The sequence below is a fragment of the Pedobacter sp. KACC 23697 genome, from assembly GCF_045348445.1.
GTDB lineage: Bacteria > Bacteroidota > Bacteroidia > Sphingobacteriales > Sphingobacteriaceae > Pedobacter.
Genome location: NZ_CP157485.1, coordinates 1,297,525 through 1,316,704, shown reverse-complemented (window position 1 = coordinate 1,316,704; position 19,180 = coordinate 1,297,525). Strand labels below are relative to the sequence as shown.

Here is a 19,180-nt window from a genome sequence, read left to right as displayed (position 1 = left end):
TATCAGCTGGAAGATTAAAACTCATCACTGATGTCAGCACTGAACAATTGTTTGATATCACTGCCTGAAATCCTTGGAGTGGCATGATATGCACTCACTTTCTGGTAAAGCTCGTCTATTGATTCGTCAAATATGGTCTGTAAAGAATCAGTAAAGAAGTTCCGTTCTTCATTTTCATACCGCTGTGCACCCCATGCAATATAATTGATCAAAGAATTATTTTTGATTAAAATAAATTCCGGTAGCTGCTGTTCACAGGCGGTATACAATACAAATGAGTTTCCATCTTTGCCGGGTAGCTGCTGGTTTTCTGCTATACAGCACTCACATTCATGTTCAAACTTTCCTAGTTCATGGTGATCGATAATCAACTTGCAACCTGTCGCTTTCATCATATTTTCTACCTGCTCTGTTGAAAGTTCGGGGCTTAATGGCAGGTAAGCGGCAGCGGCTTTAAGGATTCCCAACAGAACAATGATGCGCCATTCATTATGATCGAGGTTTATTCCGATGATCTCATTCTTGTTTATAATATGTTTTTTTCGTAGATAATCACTAAACTGATTTGATAATCTGTTCAGTTGTTGATAACTGAGTACATTTCTTTCGAAAACCACGGCAATATCATCCGGAGTATTTTTTACCTGTTCTTCAAACAGTTCAACTATGGTTTTATCACCTGGGCAATCTTCAACTTCCTGATTATATAACAGCAGGTATTCCAATTTTTCCTTTTCATCCATATAATCCAGTATTTCGATTGGCGTTGCCGGCTGCTTAAGCAAGGCAGTCAAAAGATTTTCAAGATGAAGACCTATCTTGTTTGCCGTTTCTTTATAAAACAGATCACTATTATACTCTATATTCATTTGCAACTCTTCCCCGATTTCAATAAAGCCAAATGTCAGGTCGAATTTACTGGCCATGTGCTCTGCCTCTCCGTATTCAGTTACGCTAATATCATCAGCTATTTGTCCAGTTGTTGATTCATTAAGATCTGCATTCTGGAGAACAATAAAAAGATTGAAGAGATGGTTATTGCTGATATTTCCTTGTTTGTTCAATGCATTCATCAGTTCGTCAAAAGGGTAAACCTGATGTTCGTATGCTCCGAATGTTATTTCTTTTACATGTTCAAGTACTTCTTTATAACTTTCTGTTCCTTTTAGTTTAATTCTTAAAGCAAGTGTATTCAAATAGTAGCCGATCTGTCCTTCCAAATCTGCATGTTCTCTTCCGGCAACTGAGGTTCCGGTAATTATATCTTCCTGATGGGTATATCTATAGATCAGAATATTCACTGTAGCCAGTAGCCCCATAAACAAGGTACTGCCCTCGCCTTCTAATAATGTCCTGAATTCTTTAATTAATCCGGCCTTGATCCTTCTGTTAACTGACCCTCCGTTGTATGTTTTTATAGCCGGGCGTGGTTTATCTGTAGGGAACTGGGATACCGGCAGATCGCCTTCAAATTGTTGCAACCAGTAATTCTTATGATAATCCAGCGATTCACCGCTCAGCTGTTCCTGCTGCCAGGCGGCATAATCCTTGTACTGGATCCGCAACGGAGGAAGCGTTAAAGGCATGCCTTTTATATACGCATTGTAATAAGTTAAAAGCTCCCGGATCAGTACACCCATCGACCAGCCATCGCTGATAATATGGTGCATCACATAGGTAAAAACCCATTTATTATCTGCCAGCCGGTATAAACCTGCCCTGAGCAGAGGACCCACTGACAAATTAAAAGGTGTCATGATCGCATCCTGTATCAGCAGCCTCGCTTTTTCATCCTGATCCGGGCTGTTCCTCAGGTCTTCATTGCTGATCCTGAACGCGGATGCTTCTGCATCATGGATATATTGCCGTAAGTCTCCTTTTTCATCTTCCCGGAAAACCGTACGTAAACTCTCATGACGGGAAATCAACTGTTGGAAAGAGTGAAATAGTGCCTGTTCGTCCAGTGCACCTTCGAATATATAGGCGCGTGGTATATTATAAGCGATATTTGCTTCTTCAAATTGGCATGCCATCCAAAATAAATATTGTGCTGACGACAGTTTATAATTTGGTTGTAAAGCTACAGGTTGCAGTGCGGTAAAAGATGTTTTCCGGGATTGCGCGATCAGTCTGGCCTGATCTTCCAATACCCTTACCGCGAACAGTTCCTTTAAGCCAAGCTTTACATGGAAAACTTTATGCACCTGGCTGGATAAACGGGTGGCCTTTAAGCTATGTCCGCCCAGTTCAAAGAAGTTGTCTTTCACACCGATCCCTTCCCTTCCCAGTACCATCTGCCAGATCTCCACCAACCCCGACTCGGTTGGGTTGCGCGGGGCCACATAAACTGAACCCGAAACAAGCTCCACCCCAAGCCCCTTCAGCGATTTCTTATCGGTCTTCCCGTTTGGCAGCAGCGGAAATCGTTCCAGCACAACATAACGGGAAGGCAGCATGTATACCGGAAGTAACCCCAGCAGGTGGCTGTGCAGTCCAGAACCATCCAAAGGACACGAACTTGCCAGATAGGCACACAGCTTACCTTCGCCACCCTCATCACTGTAAAGCACTACCGCATCCTCAATACCTGCATAACCGAGCAGCGCCTGCTCTATCTCCAACGTCTCAATCCGGTAACCCCGGATCTTCACCTGCTCATCCTTACGGCCTACGATCCAGATCAGACCATCAACATCACGGTAGCCAAGGTCTCCCGTACGGTACATCAGCCGGCCTTCCATAAAAGGGTGCGGAACAAACCTCGACGCTTGCTGCAAGGGATCGTTGATATAACCGCCGCAAAGCCCGGCACCGCTGCTGCAAACCTCACCGATCACACCATAGGCGCACAACTGGTCCTCCCCAGACAAAATGTAAACCTGCGTGTTACGTATAGGGTAACCCGCAGGGATCCGGTAAGAACAGCCTTCACCGGGAACCGGTACCTGGTAAGAAACCGTAACGTCCGAACTCTCCGTCTGACCATAAGTATTTACAACCTTAAGCCCGGGGTTGCCCGCATAACAGCGCCCCACCAGCTGCGCGCTCAGCGGCTCCCCGGTCAAAATCAGGTAATCCACACCCGGCAGCGGAAGGTATTCCTCGTGAAGCAGGTATTCCTGAAGCTGAGAGGGGATAACCTCCAAGACACGGCAGCCATAAACTGAAACCTTCGCCAGCAGCTGGTAAATGTCACGAAGTTCCTCATTGCTGCACAGGACCAAAAGACCACCATGCACCAGCGGATACCAAAACTGCCACAGCCCCCCAACAAAATGAAGCGCAGAGTTGTGGCACAGTGCTCCCCCTCCAAGCCCGCAGAGAAGATCATCCTTGCTGTACAGATGGTTCAGCACACCGCCGTGAAGGAGCACGCAGCCCTTGGGACGGCCGCTGGATCCAGAGGTATAGATCACGTAGGCCGGGGCTTCCGCTTCGGTTTGACCGCCAAGCGCGCCAACTGAAAAAGTATCCGATACCGCTATAAAAGCATCCACCAATCCACCGTCTATCTTCAGGCTGCAACCGCTATCCTCAAGGATATAGGAGATCCGGTCGGCAGGATAATCCACATCGATGGGAACACAGCAGCATCCGATCTTCAATACCGCAAGTGTTGCGATGACCAGCCATTCGTTCCGCTCCAGGCAAACGCCCGCAAAAACGCCCCTTGAAAGACCGTGCACGTCACGAAGGTAGTGCCCGAGACGGTTGGAAAGCCCGTCCAGTTCACCGTAGCTCAACGCCACGCCCCCAAAAACAAGGGCCGGGGAATCAGGCGTTTTTTCAGCCTGGGTAATGAACAGGTCAACCACGCTCCCGGATACGGGAACATCAAATGCGGTGGCATTGAAATCAAACAGCAGCTTCTCCCGCTCCAATTCGGGCAGGTACACAAGCTTGCAAACCGATTCCATAGGAGCAGCCACAACAGAACAGAGCAGCTGTTCCAGGTGAGCGCCCAACCGGCAAACCGTAGAACGGTCGTAAAGGTCACTGTTATATTCGATGCCCAGATCAAGCCCGGAACCGCTTTCCGTAAAGTAAAAGCTCAGGTCGAACTTGCTGATCAAATGCTCGCCTCCGGAATAGGCACGAACCTGTAAATCCCCACCTTCAACAGCTTCAATCCCAGCGAGGCCATCCGTATTCTGTAAAACCAACAGCACATCAAACAGCGGGCTGCGACCCATATCCCGTTCCAGCGAAAGCGAATCAATCAGCTCATCAAAGGGATAGGACTGGTGATCGTAAGCACCAAGCGTGACAGACCTCACCATGGACAGTACCGAAAGGTAACTGTCGCTGCCCTTGAAACGGCTCCGCAAGGCCAGCGTGTTCACATAGAAGCCCAGCTGGTCCTCCAGATCGACATGTTCACGGCCCGCGATAGGGCTCCCGATAACCATATCATCCTGCCCGCTGTAACGGTAGAACAGCACATTGAGCGCAGCCAGAAGACCCATGAACAACGTACTGCCCTCATCCAGCAAAAGCCCTTTCAGACCCCTCAGCGTAGATGCACCGATATGCCGGCGGACAAACCCGCCGTTATAGGTCTTCACCACAGGGCGGGGACGGTCAGAGGGAAGTTCCAGCACAGGCAGATCGCCCGAAAAAACGTCCAGCCAGTAAGACCTGTGACCATCCAGGGAACCGCCGGATAGCTGCCCCTGCTGCCATGAGGCATAATCCTTATACTGGATCCGCAAAGGCGGAAGGCTCAAACGGGTACCCTTCACATAACCATCGTAATGGCCTAGCAGCTCCCGGAGCAAAATGTCCATCGACCAGCCATCGCTGATGATGTGGTGAAGCGTATAGGTGAAAACGTAACGTCCTCCACCAAGATCATATAAAGAGGCACGGAGCAGCGGACCGGTGGAAAGGTCAAAGGCAAGCGCCTGTTCTGAACGTAAAGCTGATGCTACCGCACTTTCCGATGGTACGGCAGCAGACAGGTCTGCAAGGCTGATCCTAAAGCCCAGTTCAGAAGGGCTCAGCACCACCTGGCGGACCTCTCCCGAGGCTTCCTCACGGAAAACGGTCCGGAGTACCTCGTGACGCCCGATCAGTTCCCCAAAAGCATAAGACAGACCGTCAACATCCAGAAAACCTTCAAAAACATAAACCGCAGGCATATTGTAAGCAACGCTCCCTTCAGAAAACTGGCTCAGCACCCACAAACGGCGCTGCGCTGAGGATAAAGCGTAGCTGGCCTGAACTTCAACCGGGACCAGTGGTAAAAAAGATATGGCCTGCGATTCACTGATCAGCAGCGCCTGCTCTTCCAGTACAGGTTTTGCAAAAAGATCCTTCAGGCCCAGCTTAACACCAAACTCCTTATAGATCTGGCTGGCCAGACGCGTTGCCTTAAGGCTATGTCCGCCCAGTTCGAAAAAACTGTCCAGCACACCGATCTCATCCCGGGATAAAACACCCGACCATATCGCCGCCAGTTTCTCCTCGGTATGGTTGCGAGGGGCAACATAAACCCTTCCTGAAGATAGGCCCGCCCCATCAACCGGGGGAAGCCTTTTCTTGTCCACTTTCCCGTTAGCGGTCAGCGGTAAAACAGCAAGCGGGATAAAATAACCCGGAAGCATGTAGGCCGGAAGAAGATCGGAAAGGTAGGAACGTATATCCACCAGCTGCAGCGCAACAGAACTTACCAGGTAGGCCGCTAGTTCTTTATCCCCTGAAACACCATCAATGGCAACAACAACTGATGAATCGATCTGAGGATGGCCCTCAAGCGCCTGCTCGATCTCGCCAACCTCGATACGGTATCCACGGATCTTTACCTGGTCATCAATACGACCCATAAAATCAATATCGCCATCGGGTAACCACCTCGCCAGATCGCCCGTTCTGTAAATACGTTGTCCTTGCTTATAAGGATTGTTTACAAATTTAGACGCAGTTAATGCCGGTTGATTCAAATAACCCGGCGAAACACCAGCCCCTCCTATATATATTTCACCTGCAACCCCAATAGGGCAAAGTGTATTTTTTTCTCCCAGAATATATATATCCGTTCCTGTAATAGGCTTACCTATTAAAACAGGCATATTTTCATCCAGTTCCTTAACAATACATCCTACTGTAGCTTCTGTAGGACCATATTCGTTATAGATTTTTATTTCTGGATTAATTGCTTTTAAAATTTTTATTTGTTCTGTTGTTACCTGTTCCCCTCCAACTATGGCACATTGCATAGAGGATGAAGAGAGATTAAGATGTTTTAGCAGGTAAATATGTGATGGCGTAAGCTTAATACAATCTATACCACTTTCTTCACTAAAACTATGAGTCAATACTATAGTAAGCTCCTCTCTCTGGTTATAAATCAGCAGCTTTCCGCCTATTGTTAACGGGCAGAATATAGAGGTTACTGTAAGGTCAAATGAAAAAGAAGTGTACAGTCCAAAATTACCTGAACCCGGATAATAATCATTTGCCCACTGTATGTAACTACAAACATTACCATTAGTAATTGTACAACCTTTTGGCTTTCCTGTAGATCCAGAAGTATAAATCACATAGGCAAGGTGTTCTGAACCGGTTGCAACAGCCCGGTTTTTTGAACTGTATTCTGCAGCCTGCGATTTAAAAAGTTCCAGTTCTGCAATGTTGATCAACACCTTGCAGCCACTATCTGATCGCATATAAGCAACACGCTCTTCAGGATAGTCAGGATCTATAGGAACATATGCCCCGCCGGATTTTAATGCTGCCAATATCGATATCACCATCCATTCGCTCCTTTCAAGGTGAATACCGATCAGGTCGTCGGGCTCGATCGAATACCGGTTGCGCAGGTAGCTGGCCAACTGATTGGACAAGCTGTTCAATTCCCCATAACTCATCTCCCGGTCTTCGAAAACCAGGGCAGTACGCTGGGCATCCTTCATCACCTGCAACTCAAACAGACCGATCAGGGTCTTATCACGCGGATAATCTGCAGCGGTCATATTAAACTCCAGCAGTAATTCCTCTTCTTCTGATTTATTCAGGAAGATCAGATCTTCAACCGGTAGATCAGGCGAAGCGATTATCGATTCCAGTAACTGCACCAGGTGCCTGCCTATGCGCTCGGCGGTAGCTATTTCATACAGATCGCTGTTGTATTCCAGTGTCAGGCCCAGCCCGATATCTGTTGCTGCAAAATAAAAGGTCAGGTCGAACTTGCTGATTTCATGGCTACCGCCTTCATAAGCGCTCACCTTTAAGCCCGAAATTAAATCATCTCCCTGTACCTGGACATCAGTGTCCTGCAATACCACCATGATATCAAACAATGCATTCCGGCTCATATCACGCTGTAAAGACAGTTCATCCACCAGTTCATCAAATGGATAAGCCTGATGCTCGTACGCCCCAAGGGTTAATGATTTTACCCCCGCCAGTACACAACGGTAACTCTCTGTTCCCTTAAAACGGCTTCGGAGGGCAAGTGTATTCACATAAAAACCCAGCTGGTTTTCCAGATCGGCATGTTCCCTGCCTGCTATAGGGCTACCAATAATCATATCTTCCTGATTGCTGTAACGGTGCAATAGTACATTCACTGTGGCCAGCAGTCCCATAAACAAAGTGCTGCCCTCTTCCTGAAGCAGGTCATGTAATCCTTTCAGTACCGAACTGCCTATCTTTTGATGAACAAAACCTCCGTTGTATGTTTTTACAGCCGGGCGTGGTTTATCTGTAGGGAACTGGGATACTGGCAGATCGCCTTCAAATTGTTGCAACCAGTAATTCTTATGATAATCCAGCGATTCACCGCTCAGCTGTTCCTGCTGCCAGGCGGCATAATCCTTGTACTGGATCCGCAACGGAGGAAGCGTTAAAGGCATGCCTTTTATATACGCACTGTAATAAGTTAAAAGCTCCCGGATCAGTACACCCATCGACCAGCCATCGCTGATAATATGGTGCATCACATAGGTAAAAACCCATTTATTATCTGCCAGCCGGTATAAACCTGCCCTGAGCAGAGGACCCACTGACAAATCAAAAGGTGTCATGATCGCATCCTGTATCAGCAGCCTCGCTTTTTCATCCTGATCCGGGCTGTTCCTCAGGTCTTCATTGCTGATCCTGAACGCGGATGCTTCTGCATCATGGATATATTGCCGTAAGTCTCCTTTTTCATCTTCCCGGAAAACCGTACGTAAACTCTCATGACGGGAAATCAACTGTTGAAAGGAGTGAAATAGTACCTGTTCGTCCAGTGCACCTTCGAACACAAAGGTACCAGACATATTATAAGCGATATTACTTTCCTCAAACTGGCTTAAAACCCATAGGCGGCGTTGTGCTGACGACAGTTTATAATTTGGTTGTAAAGCTACAGGTTGCAGTGCGGTAAAAGATGTTTTCCGGGATTGCGCGATCAGTCTGGCCTGATCTTCCAATACCCTTACCGCGAACAGTTCCTTTAAGCCAAGCTTTACATGGAAAACTTTATGCACCTGGCTGGATAAACGGGTGGCCTTTAAGCTATGTCCGCCCAGTTCAAAGAAGTTGTCTTTCACACCGATCCCTTCCCTTCCCAGTACCATCTGCCAGATCTCCACCAACCCCGACTCGGTTGGGTTGCGCGGGGCCACATAAACTGAACCCGAAACAAGCTCCACCCCAAGCCCCTTCAGCGATTTCTTATCGGTCTTCCCGTTTGGCAGCAGCGGAAATCGTTCCAGCACAACATAACGGGAAGGCAGCATGTATACCGGAAGTAACCCCAGCAGGTGGCTGTGCAGTCCAGAACCATCCAAAGGACACGAACTTGCCAGATAGGCACACAGCTTACCTTCGCCACCCTCATCACTGTAAAGCACTACCGCATCCTCAATACCTGCATAACCGAGCAGCGCCTGCTCTATCTCCAACGTCTCAATCCGGTAACCCCGGATCTTCACCTGCTCATCCTTACGGCCTACGATCCAGATCAGACCATCAACATCACGGTAGCCAAGGTCTCCCGTACGGTACATCAGCCGGCCTTCCATAAAAGGGTGCGGAACAAACCTCGACGCTTGCTGCAAGGGATCGTTGATATAACCGCCGCAAAGCCCGGCACCGCTGCTGCAAACCTCACCGATCACACCATAGGCGCACAACTGGTCCTCCCCAGACAAAATGTAAACCTGCGTGTTACGTATAGGGTAACCCGCAGGGATCCGGTAAGAACAGCCTTCACCGGGAACCGGTACCTGGTAAGAAACCGTAACGTCCGAACTCTCCGTCTGACCATAAGTATTTACAACCTTAAGCCCGGGGTTGCCCGCATAACAGCGCCCCACCAGCTGCGCGCTCAGCGGCTCCCCGGTCAAAATCAGGTAATCCACACCCGGCAGCGGAAGGTATTCCTCGTGAAGCAGGTATTCCTGAAGCTGAGAGGGGATAACCTCCAAGACACGGCAGCCATAAACTGAAACCTTCGCCAGCAGCTGGTAAATGTCACGAAGTTCCTCATTGCTGCACAGGACCAAAAGACCACCATGCACCAGCGGATACCAAAACTGCCACAGCCCCCCAACAAAATGAAGCGCAGAGTTGTGGCACAGTGCTCCCCCTCCAAGCCCGCAGAGAAGATCATCCTTGCTGTACAGATGGTTCAGCACACCGCCGTGAAGGAGCACGCAGCCCTTGGGACGGCCGCTGGATCCAGAGGTATAGATCACGTAGGCCGGGGCTTCCGCTTCAGTTTGACCGCCAAGCGCGCCAACTGAAAAAGTATCCGATACCGCTATAAAAGCATCCACCAATCCACCGTCTATCTTCAGGCTGCAACCGCTATCCTCAAGGATATAGGAGATCCGGTCGGCAGGATAATCCACATCGATGGGAACACAGCAGCATCCGATCTTCAATACCGCAAGTGTTGCGATGACCAGCCATTCGTTCCGCTCCAGGCAAACGCCCGCAAAAACGCCCCTTGAAAGACCGTGCACGTCACGAAGGTAGTGCCCGAGACGGTTGGAAAGCCCGTCCAGTTCACCGTAGCTCAACGCCACGCCCCCAAAAACAAGGGCCGGGGAATCAGGCGTTTTTTCAGCCTGGGTAATGAACAGGTCAACCACGCTCCCGGATACGGGAACATCAAATGCGGTGGCATTGAAATCAAACAGCAGCTTCTCCCGCTCCAATTCGGGCAGGTACACAAGCTTGCAAACCGATTCCATAGGAGCAGCCACAACAGAACAGAGCAGCTGTTCCAGGTGAGCGCCCAACCGGCAAACCGTAGAACGGTCGTAAAGGTCACTGTTATATTCGATGCCCAGATCAAGCCCGGAACCGCTTTCCGTAAAGTAAAAGCTCAGGTCGAACTTGCTGATCAAATGCTCGCCTCCGGAATAGGCACGAACCTGTAAATCCCCACCTTCAACAGCTTCAATCCCAGCGAGGCCATCCGTATTCTGTAAAACCAACAGCACATCAAACAGCGGGCTGCGACCCATATCCCGTTCCAGCGAAAGCGAATCAATCAGCTCATCAAAGGGATAGGACTGGTGATCGTAAGCACCAAGCGTGACAGACCTCACCATGGACAGTACCGAAAGGTAACTGTCGCTGCCCTTGAAACGGCTCCGCAAGGCCAGCGTGTTCACATAGAAGCCCAGCTGGTCCTCCAGATCGACATGTTCACGGCCCGCGATAGGGCTCCCGATAACCATATCATCCTGCCCGCTGTAACGGTAGAACAGCACATTGAGCGCAGCCAGAAGACCCATGAACAACGTACTGCCCTCATCCAGCAAAAGGCCTTTCAGACCCCTCAGCGTAGATGCACCGATATGCCGGCGGACAAACCCGCCGTTATAGGTCTTCACCACAGGGCGGGGACGGTCAGAGGGAAGTTCCAGCACAGGCAGATCGCCCGAAAAAACGTCCAGCCAGTACGACCTGTGACCATCCAGGGAACCGCCGGATAGCTGCCCCTGCTGCCATGAGGCATAATCCTTATACTGGATCCGCAAAGGCGGAAGGCTCAAACGGGTACCCTTCACATAACCATCGTAATGGCCCAGCAGCTCCCGGAGCAAAATGTCCATCGACCAGCCATCGCTGATGATGTGGTGAAGCGTATAGGTGAAAACGTAACGTCCTCCACCAAGATCATATAAAGAGGCACGGAGCAGCGGACCGGTGGAAAGGTCAAAGGCAAGCGCCTGTTCTGAACGTAAAGCTGATGCTACCGCACTTTCCGATGGTACGGCAGCAGACAGGTCTGCAAGGCTGATCCTAAAGCCCAGTTCAGAAGGGCTCAGCACCACCTGGCGGACCTCTCCCGAGGCTTCCTCACGGAAAACGGTCCGGAGTACCTCGTGACGCCCGATCAGTTCCCCAAAAGCATAAGACAGACCGTCAACATCCAGAAAACCTTCAAAAACATAAACCGCAGGCATATTGTAAGCAACGCTCCCTTCAGAAAACTGGCTCAGCACCCACAAACGGCGCTGCGCTGAGGATAAAGCGTAGCTGGGTTGTAAAGAAATTGCAGGAATTTCTGATTTTAATAATTGATTAAAACCGCCTTGATCATTATCGGATAAAAAGCGGATAAGTTCCTCTTTTTTCTCCTTTATTGCAGCAATTATTTCAGGGTCAGGGTTTGCGTGATTAGAAAAGACGGTCAATTTACCATCAACTACTTTCAGCAAAATCTGATGATCACTTATCTGCTTTAATAGTTTCCTCATATTTCAATCTGTAGCATTTGTTCTTTATTTTCTTCCTGTTTTTGCTGATCAAGAAGAAACACAATTTGTTCGCAGATAGCTTCAACTGTTGGCTCTTTAAAAAGGCTCTGAATATTAATGCGAACCAGAAAAACATTAGTTATTCTGGCCAGTAACTGTGCTGCCTTTAAGCTATGCCCTCCTAGGGCAAAAAAATCATCTTTAACACCTATTTTTTCTCGTTTCAGTATTTCTTCCCACACCTGAACCATTTTTGTCTCCATTTCATTTCTGGGAGCCACGTAGGTTATGCCAGATGATATTTCTAATTCTTCTGCAGGGGCAGGCAATTTTTTTCTATCGATCTTGCCGTTTGCTGTTAAAGGGAATTCTTCCAGTTGTATATAATGTATCGGAAGCATATAAAAAGGTAATATGCTGCTTAGATGAGTTCTTAACTGCAAGGCATTAACATTTGTATCTGCAATAAAATAGGCTACAAGTTCTTGTTCTCCCTGACCATTATGCTTAGTTAATACAACAGCAGCATTTATACCGGCATAACTTTGTAATGCACTTTCAATTTCTCCTGGTTCAATCCGATACCCTCTTATCTTAACCTGGTTATCCTTACGTCCCAGATACACAATGTTACCATCAGGCAGCCATTTACCTAAATCACCCGTTCTGTACATTTTCTTTCCAATGCTGAAAGGATGGGATACAAATTTTTCAGCAGTTAATATGGGTTGGTTCAGATAACCTCTTGCCAATCCATCTCCACTAATACAGATTTCTCCTGGCACTCCTATCGGTTGTAACTGATAATTCTCTCCTGTGATATAAATCTGGGTGTTCCATATCGGCTGCCCGATAAGGCTTTGCGTATCCTGATCAGATGTAGTAAATGCAGTAACATCAATTGAGGCTTCTGTTGGGCCATAAAGGTTATGAATGGGCACAGTCATTACCGAATACCAGCTACGAATGGTTTCTATCGGCAACGCTTCCCCGCTGGTGATCACGTTTTTCAGACTTTTAAGTCTACGTACAATATCCTGCTGATGAAATAATGCAGAAATAAATGCATTCAACATTCCTGGTACGAAGTGTAAACAAGAAACCTGTTGCTGTTCTATAAGAGACAAAATGCGTTCAGGTGATCCGATGTCTTCTTTTTTACATAACACCATTTTAGTTCCCCAGCATAGTGGCAGAAACAATTCCCATACTGAAACATCAAATGTAAAAGTGGTTTTTTGCAGGATAATATCCTCCTCTCCGAAACCATATTGTTTCCACATCCATTCGAGCCTATTTACGATCCCTTTATTTGTTAACATACAACCCTTTGGCTTTCCCGTAGATCCAGAGGTATAAATCACATAGGCAAGGTGTTCTGAACCGGTTGCAACAGCCTGGTTTTCTGAACTGTATTCTGCGGCCTGCGATTTAAAAAGTTCCAGTTCTGAAATGTTGATCAACACCTTGCAGCCACTATCTGATCGCATATAAGCAACACGCTCTTCAGGATAGTCAGGATCTATAGGAACATATGCCCCGCCGGATTTTAATGCTGCCAATATCGATATCACCATCCATTCGCTCCTTTCAAGGTGAATACCGATCAGGTCGTCGGGCTCGATCGAATACCGGTTGCGCAGGTAGCTGGCCAACTGATTGGACAAGCTGTTCAACTCCCCATAACTCATCTCCCGGTCTTCGAAAACCAGGGCAGTACGCTGGGCATCCTTCATCACCTGCAACTCAAACAGACCGATCAGGGTCTTATCACGCGGATAATCTGCAGCGGTCATATTAAACTCCAGCAGTAATTCCTCTTCTTCTGATTTATTCAGGAAGATCAGATCTTCAACCGGTAGATCAGGCGAAGCGATTATCGATTCCAGTAACTGCACCAGGTGCCTGCCTATGCGCTCGGCGGTAGCTATTTCATACAGATCGCTGTTGTATTCCAGTGTCAGGCCCAGCCCGATATCTGTTGCTGCAAAATAAAAGGTCAGGTCGAACTTGCTGATTTCATGGCTACCGCCTTCATAAGCGCTCACCTTTAAGCCCGAAATTAAATCATCTCCCTGTACCGGGACATCAGTGTCCTGCAATACCACCATGATATCAAACAATGCATTCCGGCTCATATCACGCTGTAAAGACAGTTCATCCACCAGTTCATCAAATGGATAAGCCTGATGCTCGTACGCCCCAAGAGTTAGTGATTTTACCCCCGCCAGTACACAACGGTAACTCTCTGTTCCCTTAAAACGGCTCCGGAGGGCAAGTGTATTCACATAAAAACCCAGCTGGTTTTCCAGATCGGCATGTTCCCTGCCTGCTATAGGGCTACCAATAATCATATCTTCCTGATTGCTGTAACGGTGCAATAGTACATTCACTGTGGCCAGCAGTCCCATAAACAAAGTGCTGCCCTCTTCCTGAAGCAGGTCCTGTAATCCTTTCAGTACCGAACTGCCTATCTTTTGATGAACAAAACCTCCGTTGTATGTTTTTACAGCCGGGCGTGGTTTATCTGTAGGGAACTGGGATACCGGCAGATCGCCTTCAAATTGTTGCAACCAGTAATTCTTATGATAATCCAGCGATTCACCGCTCAGCTGTTCCTGCTGCCAGGCGGCATAATCCTTGTACTGGATCCGCAACGGAGGAAGCGTTAAAGGCATGCCTTTTATATACGCACTGTAATAAGTTAAAAGCTCCCGGATCAGTACACCCATCGACCAGCCATCGCTGATAATATGGTGCATCACATAGGTAAAAACCCATTTATTATTTGCCAGCCGGTATAAACCTGCCCTGAGCAGAGGACCCACTGACAAATCAAAAGGTGTGTTAGATGCTGACTGTATAATAATTGGTAATTCTTCAGCAGGAGACTCTGAATGAGATAAGTTATGTAATTTAATTTCAAAGCCAGATGATTCTGGGGGAAGAACAAACTGATGTACCTCTCCATATTCATCTGCGCGGAATATTGTTCTCAGTATTTCATGACGTGAAATTAATTGTTCAAATGCATATTGGAGTGCTTTTTGGTCTAAAAAACCTTCAAAAACATATACTGCTGGTAAATGATAAGCAGCACTGCCTTCAGAAAATTGATTTAAAACCCATAAACGGCGCTGTGCAGATGATAAGGCATAGTGCGCTTGCAAAGCCACAGGTTTTAATGCCTCAAAAGATGTTTTTTTGGATTGCTGTATTAGAACCGCCTGTTCTTCCAGCACGGTTACATCAAACAATTCCTTAAGATCAAGTTTAACATTAAAAACCTTATGGAGCTGGCTGGATAAGCGTGTGGCTTTTAAACTATGTCCGCCCAGATCAAAGAAATTATCTTTTACACCGATATTTTCACGACCAAGTACTTCTTCCCATATTTTTACCAGTTTCTTTTCAGTTTCATTGCGGGGGGCAATATATTCTGTTTGCGATTGTAAGCCCAGTTCTTCTGGATTAGGTAGTTGTCTTTTATCCAATTTGCCATTTATGGTAAAAGGAAATTCACTTAACTCAACAAAATAAGCAGGAACCATATATCCTGGTAGTGAATCTTTCATAAAGGTTCTGATTTCATTCCTTAAGTTTCCTTCTACACTCCATTGTTTAACCGACTGATGAACTTCTTTAGGTTCTGAATTAAAATATCTGACCATGTTGCCGGCTATGGCGTATACATCATATAGTGCTGTCCCGTTTAAGTACGCATTTTGATTAATCTGGATATTGAATCCGTGCGAGGTTAACAGTGTTTTAATTAATTCCAGTCTTCCATCTATATCGTGAATTTCGAGAACAATCTGTTTAATTTTCTTCCAGTCTTCTGCTAAAATACCATTCAATACGTCCAGTTCGCTCTTCTCTACATCTATCTTTAGGTAATCGATTTGTGTAATCCCATGTTCAGCAATTATTTGTGAAAGGGATTTTAATTTACATTCAAATTTTTCCGTTATCAACCTGTCTTTTAACAACTCATTTACTTCTCCATCTGTTAAATCAGTTTGGCTGTCGCCTTCCTTATTCAGTATGGTTTGTTTTACGGTTTCTGTAATATCTTCTCCTTCCGAATAACGGCTGGAAAGAACAGTGGCATTAGGAAAATAACTAAAAACTGCCGTTTCTTCCCGATCAGAGATCCCGATATTGAACACATTATAATCATAAGGGTATAGCGATGTATTTAAACGCAATAATTCGAACGTAGGTGGCAAGGGCTCGAAAGAAAAAACTTTTACATTTTTAGCCTGCATACCTGCAAATACTGAGAACATACCAATATTGGCTCCAATATCAACAATACAGGCATTATCAGGAATGGTGATTCCATATTTCAGATAACACTGCTCCACAAAAACCTCCTCGTACAGAAACTGCAATTCAGTTTTGTTATAGGCATAAAGATCAAGATCTGTAGATAATCCATAAAGTTTTGCACCTGCAGGCAATCCCTTTTTACTGTTTTCAAGGACTTTATCTGTTTTATATCCAAATTCTTTTTTTGGTATATAATAGGCAACCAGGTTTTTATTCCCTTGCCAGTCATCTTTAGCCAATACAACAGCTTGTTTAACTCCGGCATGCGTAAGTAGTATCTGCTCTACTTCTCTAGGTTCTACACGGTAACCTCTGATTTTAACCTGGTCATCTTTTCTTCCTGTAAACTCGATGTTCCCGTCAGGGAGCCAGCATCCAATATCTCCGGTTTTATATATGCGTTCTCCTGGATGATATGGACTAAAAGTAAATTTTTCGGCGGTCAAATCAGGCTGATTCAGGTATTCCTTTGCCAGCCCCGGACCTGCGATACATAACTCTCCGTGCACACCAACAGGCACTATAGTCAGATTATTGTCCAATATATATATTCTAGCATTAAATGCCGGTTTTCCAATCAGGATCCTGTTGTCAGGTTCCAATTGTGCAACTACACAGCCAACAGTTGCTTCTGTTGGGCCATACTCGTTGTATATCTTAATATCCGGATTAATACTCTTTAAAATTGCAAGGTGTTCATTCCTAATGGCCTCTCCTCCAACGATTGCACATAACAGGGTTGAAGAATGAATGTCCAGATCCTTTAACAAAAGGATATGCGAAGGCGTAAGCTTTATACTATTAATCGTATTATTATCACTAAACTGGTCTTTTAAAACTGCTGTAATATCCTGGTAGTGACTATAAATGTGTAAACGGCCTCCCTGACTCAAAGTACAGAATATACTGGTTACAGTGAGGTCGAACGATAATGAGGTATATAATCCAAAACTAGGATCATCAATCGCATCGAAGTAATAACCATTTGCTCCCTGTACATAATTTGAAAGATTATTGTAAGTAATCGCACAGCCTTTAGGGTTTCCTGTAGATCCCGAGGTATAGATCACATAGGCCAGGTCACCAGGTTCAGCCGGTACTTTTACAGCTACCGGAAAATCTTTAATGATATCGAGCTGGATATCTATTGCAAAAACTTCTCCTTCATAATCGTAGGCAGGAAGATCAAAAATATAATCAGAAGTAGTAACCAATACCCTTAAACCAGTATCCTGAAGAATATACTTCTTCCTTGCTAAAGGATATTCAGGATCTATCGGAACATAGGCTGCTCCCGACTTCAGAATACCTAATATAGAAACAATCATCTTTTCAGACCTGTCCAACATAACCCCTACCAAATCATTTGCAGCAATCCCGGAATTTGTTTTCAGGTAATTGGCCAGATCATCCGACCTTTTGTTAAGCGCTGCATAACTTAATGATTCTCCTTCAAATGTCAGGGCGGTATTTTCCGGATTCTTTTTAACCTGTACTTCAAACAGCTCTAATATTGATTTTACTGGATTGTTATCAGTAGGAACAGGATTAAAAATTTCGAGCAAATGATATTGTTCATCTTCAGCTATATAGTTCAGTTTATTAATGGGTAACAGCGGGTTGGTTACAATAGCTGATAATAGGGTATTAAAATTAACGGCCATACGGGCCATGGTTTCACGGTCAAACAGATCGCTGTTATATTCCAGGTCCAGTTTTAATCCGTCAGGGAGTGCAGTAAAAAAGAAGGTAAGATCAAATTTGCTGGTTACATTAACACTGGCTTCATAATTGGAGACTTTAATATCCTTTAAATTACCGAAAGTAGCAGTATCAATAATATCGTTACCTTTCATCTCTATCATCACATCAAACAGTGGGTTTCTGTTTTGATCCCACTGTGTTTCTAGTGCGCCCACCACTTCATCAAATGGATAAATTTTATGTTCGTTAGCTTCCAGCACCACTTGTTTAATCCTGGCAAGCAGATCTTTGAAATGATCTGTTCCCTTAAACTTTGTTCTCAGTGCCAAAGTATTTACATAGAAACCGATCTGATCTTCTAAAACAATATCTTCCCTACCCGCTACAACCCTGCCAACAATAATGTCTTCCTGTGCAGTATACCTGAACAATAACGTATTTAGAATGGCCATTAACCCCATAAACATTGTTCCTGCCTGATCGTGACAAAGTTGCTGTAGTTTACCAACTGCATCCTGATTTAACAGCAAACTGCTTACAGCCCCGTTATACGTTTTAATGGCATTACGTGGCCGATCTATCGGTAACTTTAAACTAGGCAGATCACCCTCAAATTGTTTCATCCAATAGCTTTTGTGCTCATCAAATGCACCATTATTCAATTGTTCCCGTTGCCAGGCTGCATAGTCTTTGTACTGGATCGGCAACGGTGTTAAAGGGCTTATTTCGTGGCGAATACCTGCATTATAAACTTGTAGCAATTCTTTGATTAATACTTTCATTGACCAGGCATCATTGATAATGTGATGCATTGTACAGCAGAAGATCCATTTGTTATCTTCAAGCTGATAAAGGCTTGCCCTGAGTAGGGGTCCGGAAATTAAGTCGAAAGATTGAATAGCTTCTTGTGCTACAATCTGCTGTATATTCTCCTCCTGTTCTCGGTCTTGTCTGAGATCAGCATAATTAATTTTAAAGCCACAGGCATCTGCTTCCTTAATAAACTGCCTGACTTCTCCCTTGGCATCATCCTTGAATACAGTCCTTAAAATCTCATGTCTTTCCAGTAAAATATGAAAACTATGTTCAAATACAGTTGTATTAAGATTTCCTTCAAAAAGATAAACGGCCGGCATATTGTAAGCTACGCTGCCTGTAAATTGACTTAAAATCCATAAACTTCGCTGAGATGATGACAATGGATAGTGATCTTTTTTTGAGGTGGGCCTAATGTTATATTGTACCGGATTATTGATCGTAATTCCAGATAAATACGCAACAATTTCTTCTTTATGTGCTTTTATGGTAGAGATAAGGTCTTCTGTTAGTACCCCGTTTGGAGCATTAATAATTAATTCTCCATTAAGTACGTCAATCAAGATTTCTTTTTCTTCCAGGGTTAAAATAAGGTTGCTGATCATTTGGCGATAAATTATTTG

At 45.6% G+C, this 19,180-nt stretch carries 2 protein-coding genes; both read right to left on the bottom strand.

Annotation, left to right across the window (positions count from 1 at the left end):
- Positions 1-14 precede the first annotated feature (14 nt).
- Positions 15-11,705, bottom strand: a complete 11,691-nt coding sequence (locus ABEG20_RS05160; RefSeq protein WP_406826317.1) for an amino acid adenylation domain-containing protein — start codon at positions 11,703-11,705, stop codon at positions 15-17.
- Entirely contained in the window at positions 11,702-19,162 is a 7,461-nt protein-coding gene (locus ABEG20_RS05155) for an amino acid adenylation domain-containing protein (RefSeq protein WP_406826316.1), read from the bottom strand. Before ABEG20_RS05155 ends, ABEG20_RS05160 begins: the two co-directional genes overlap by 4 nt.
- Between the last annotated feature and the right edge of the window lie 18 nt (positions 19,163-19,180).

Excerpts from the sequence above, each read along its gene's own strand:
- ABEG20_RS05160 (WP_406826317.1), bottom strand. The coding sequence starts at position 11,705 with ATGAGGAAACTATTAAAGCAGATAAGTGATCATCAGATTTTGCTGAAA.
- ABEG20_RS05155 (WP_406826316.1), bottom strand. The coding sequence starts at position 19,162 with ATGATCAGCAACCTTATTTTAACCCTGGAAGAAAAAGAAATCTTGATT.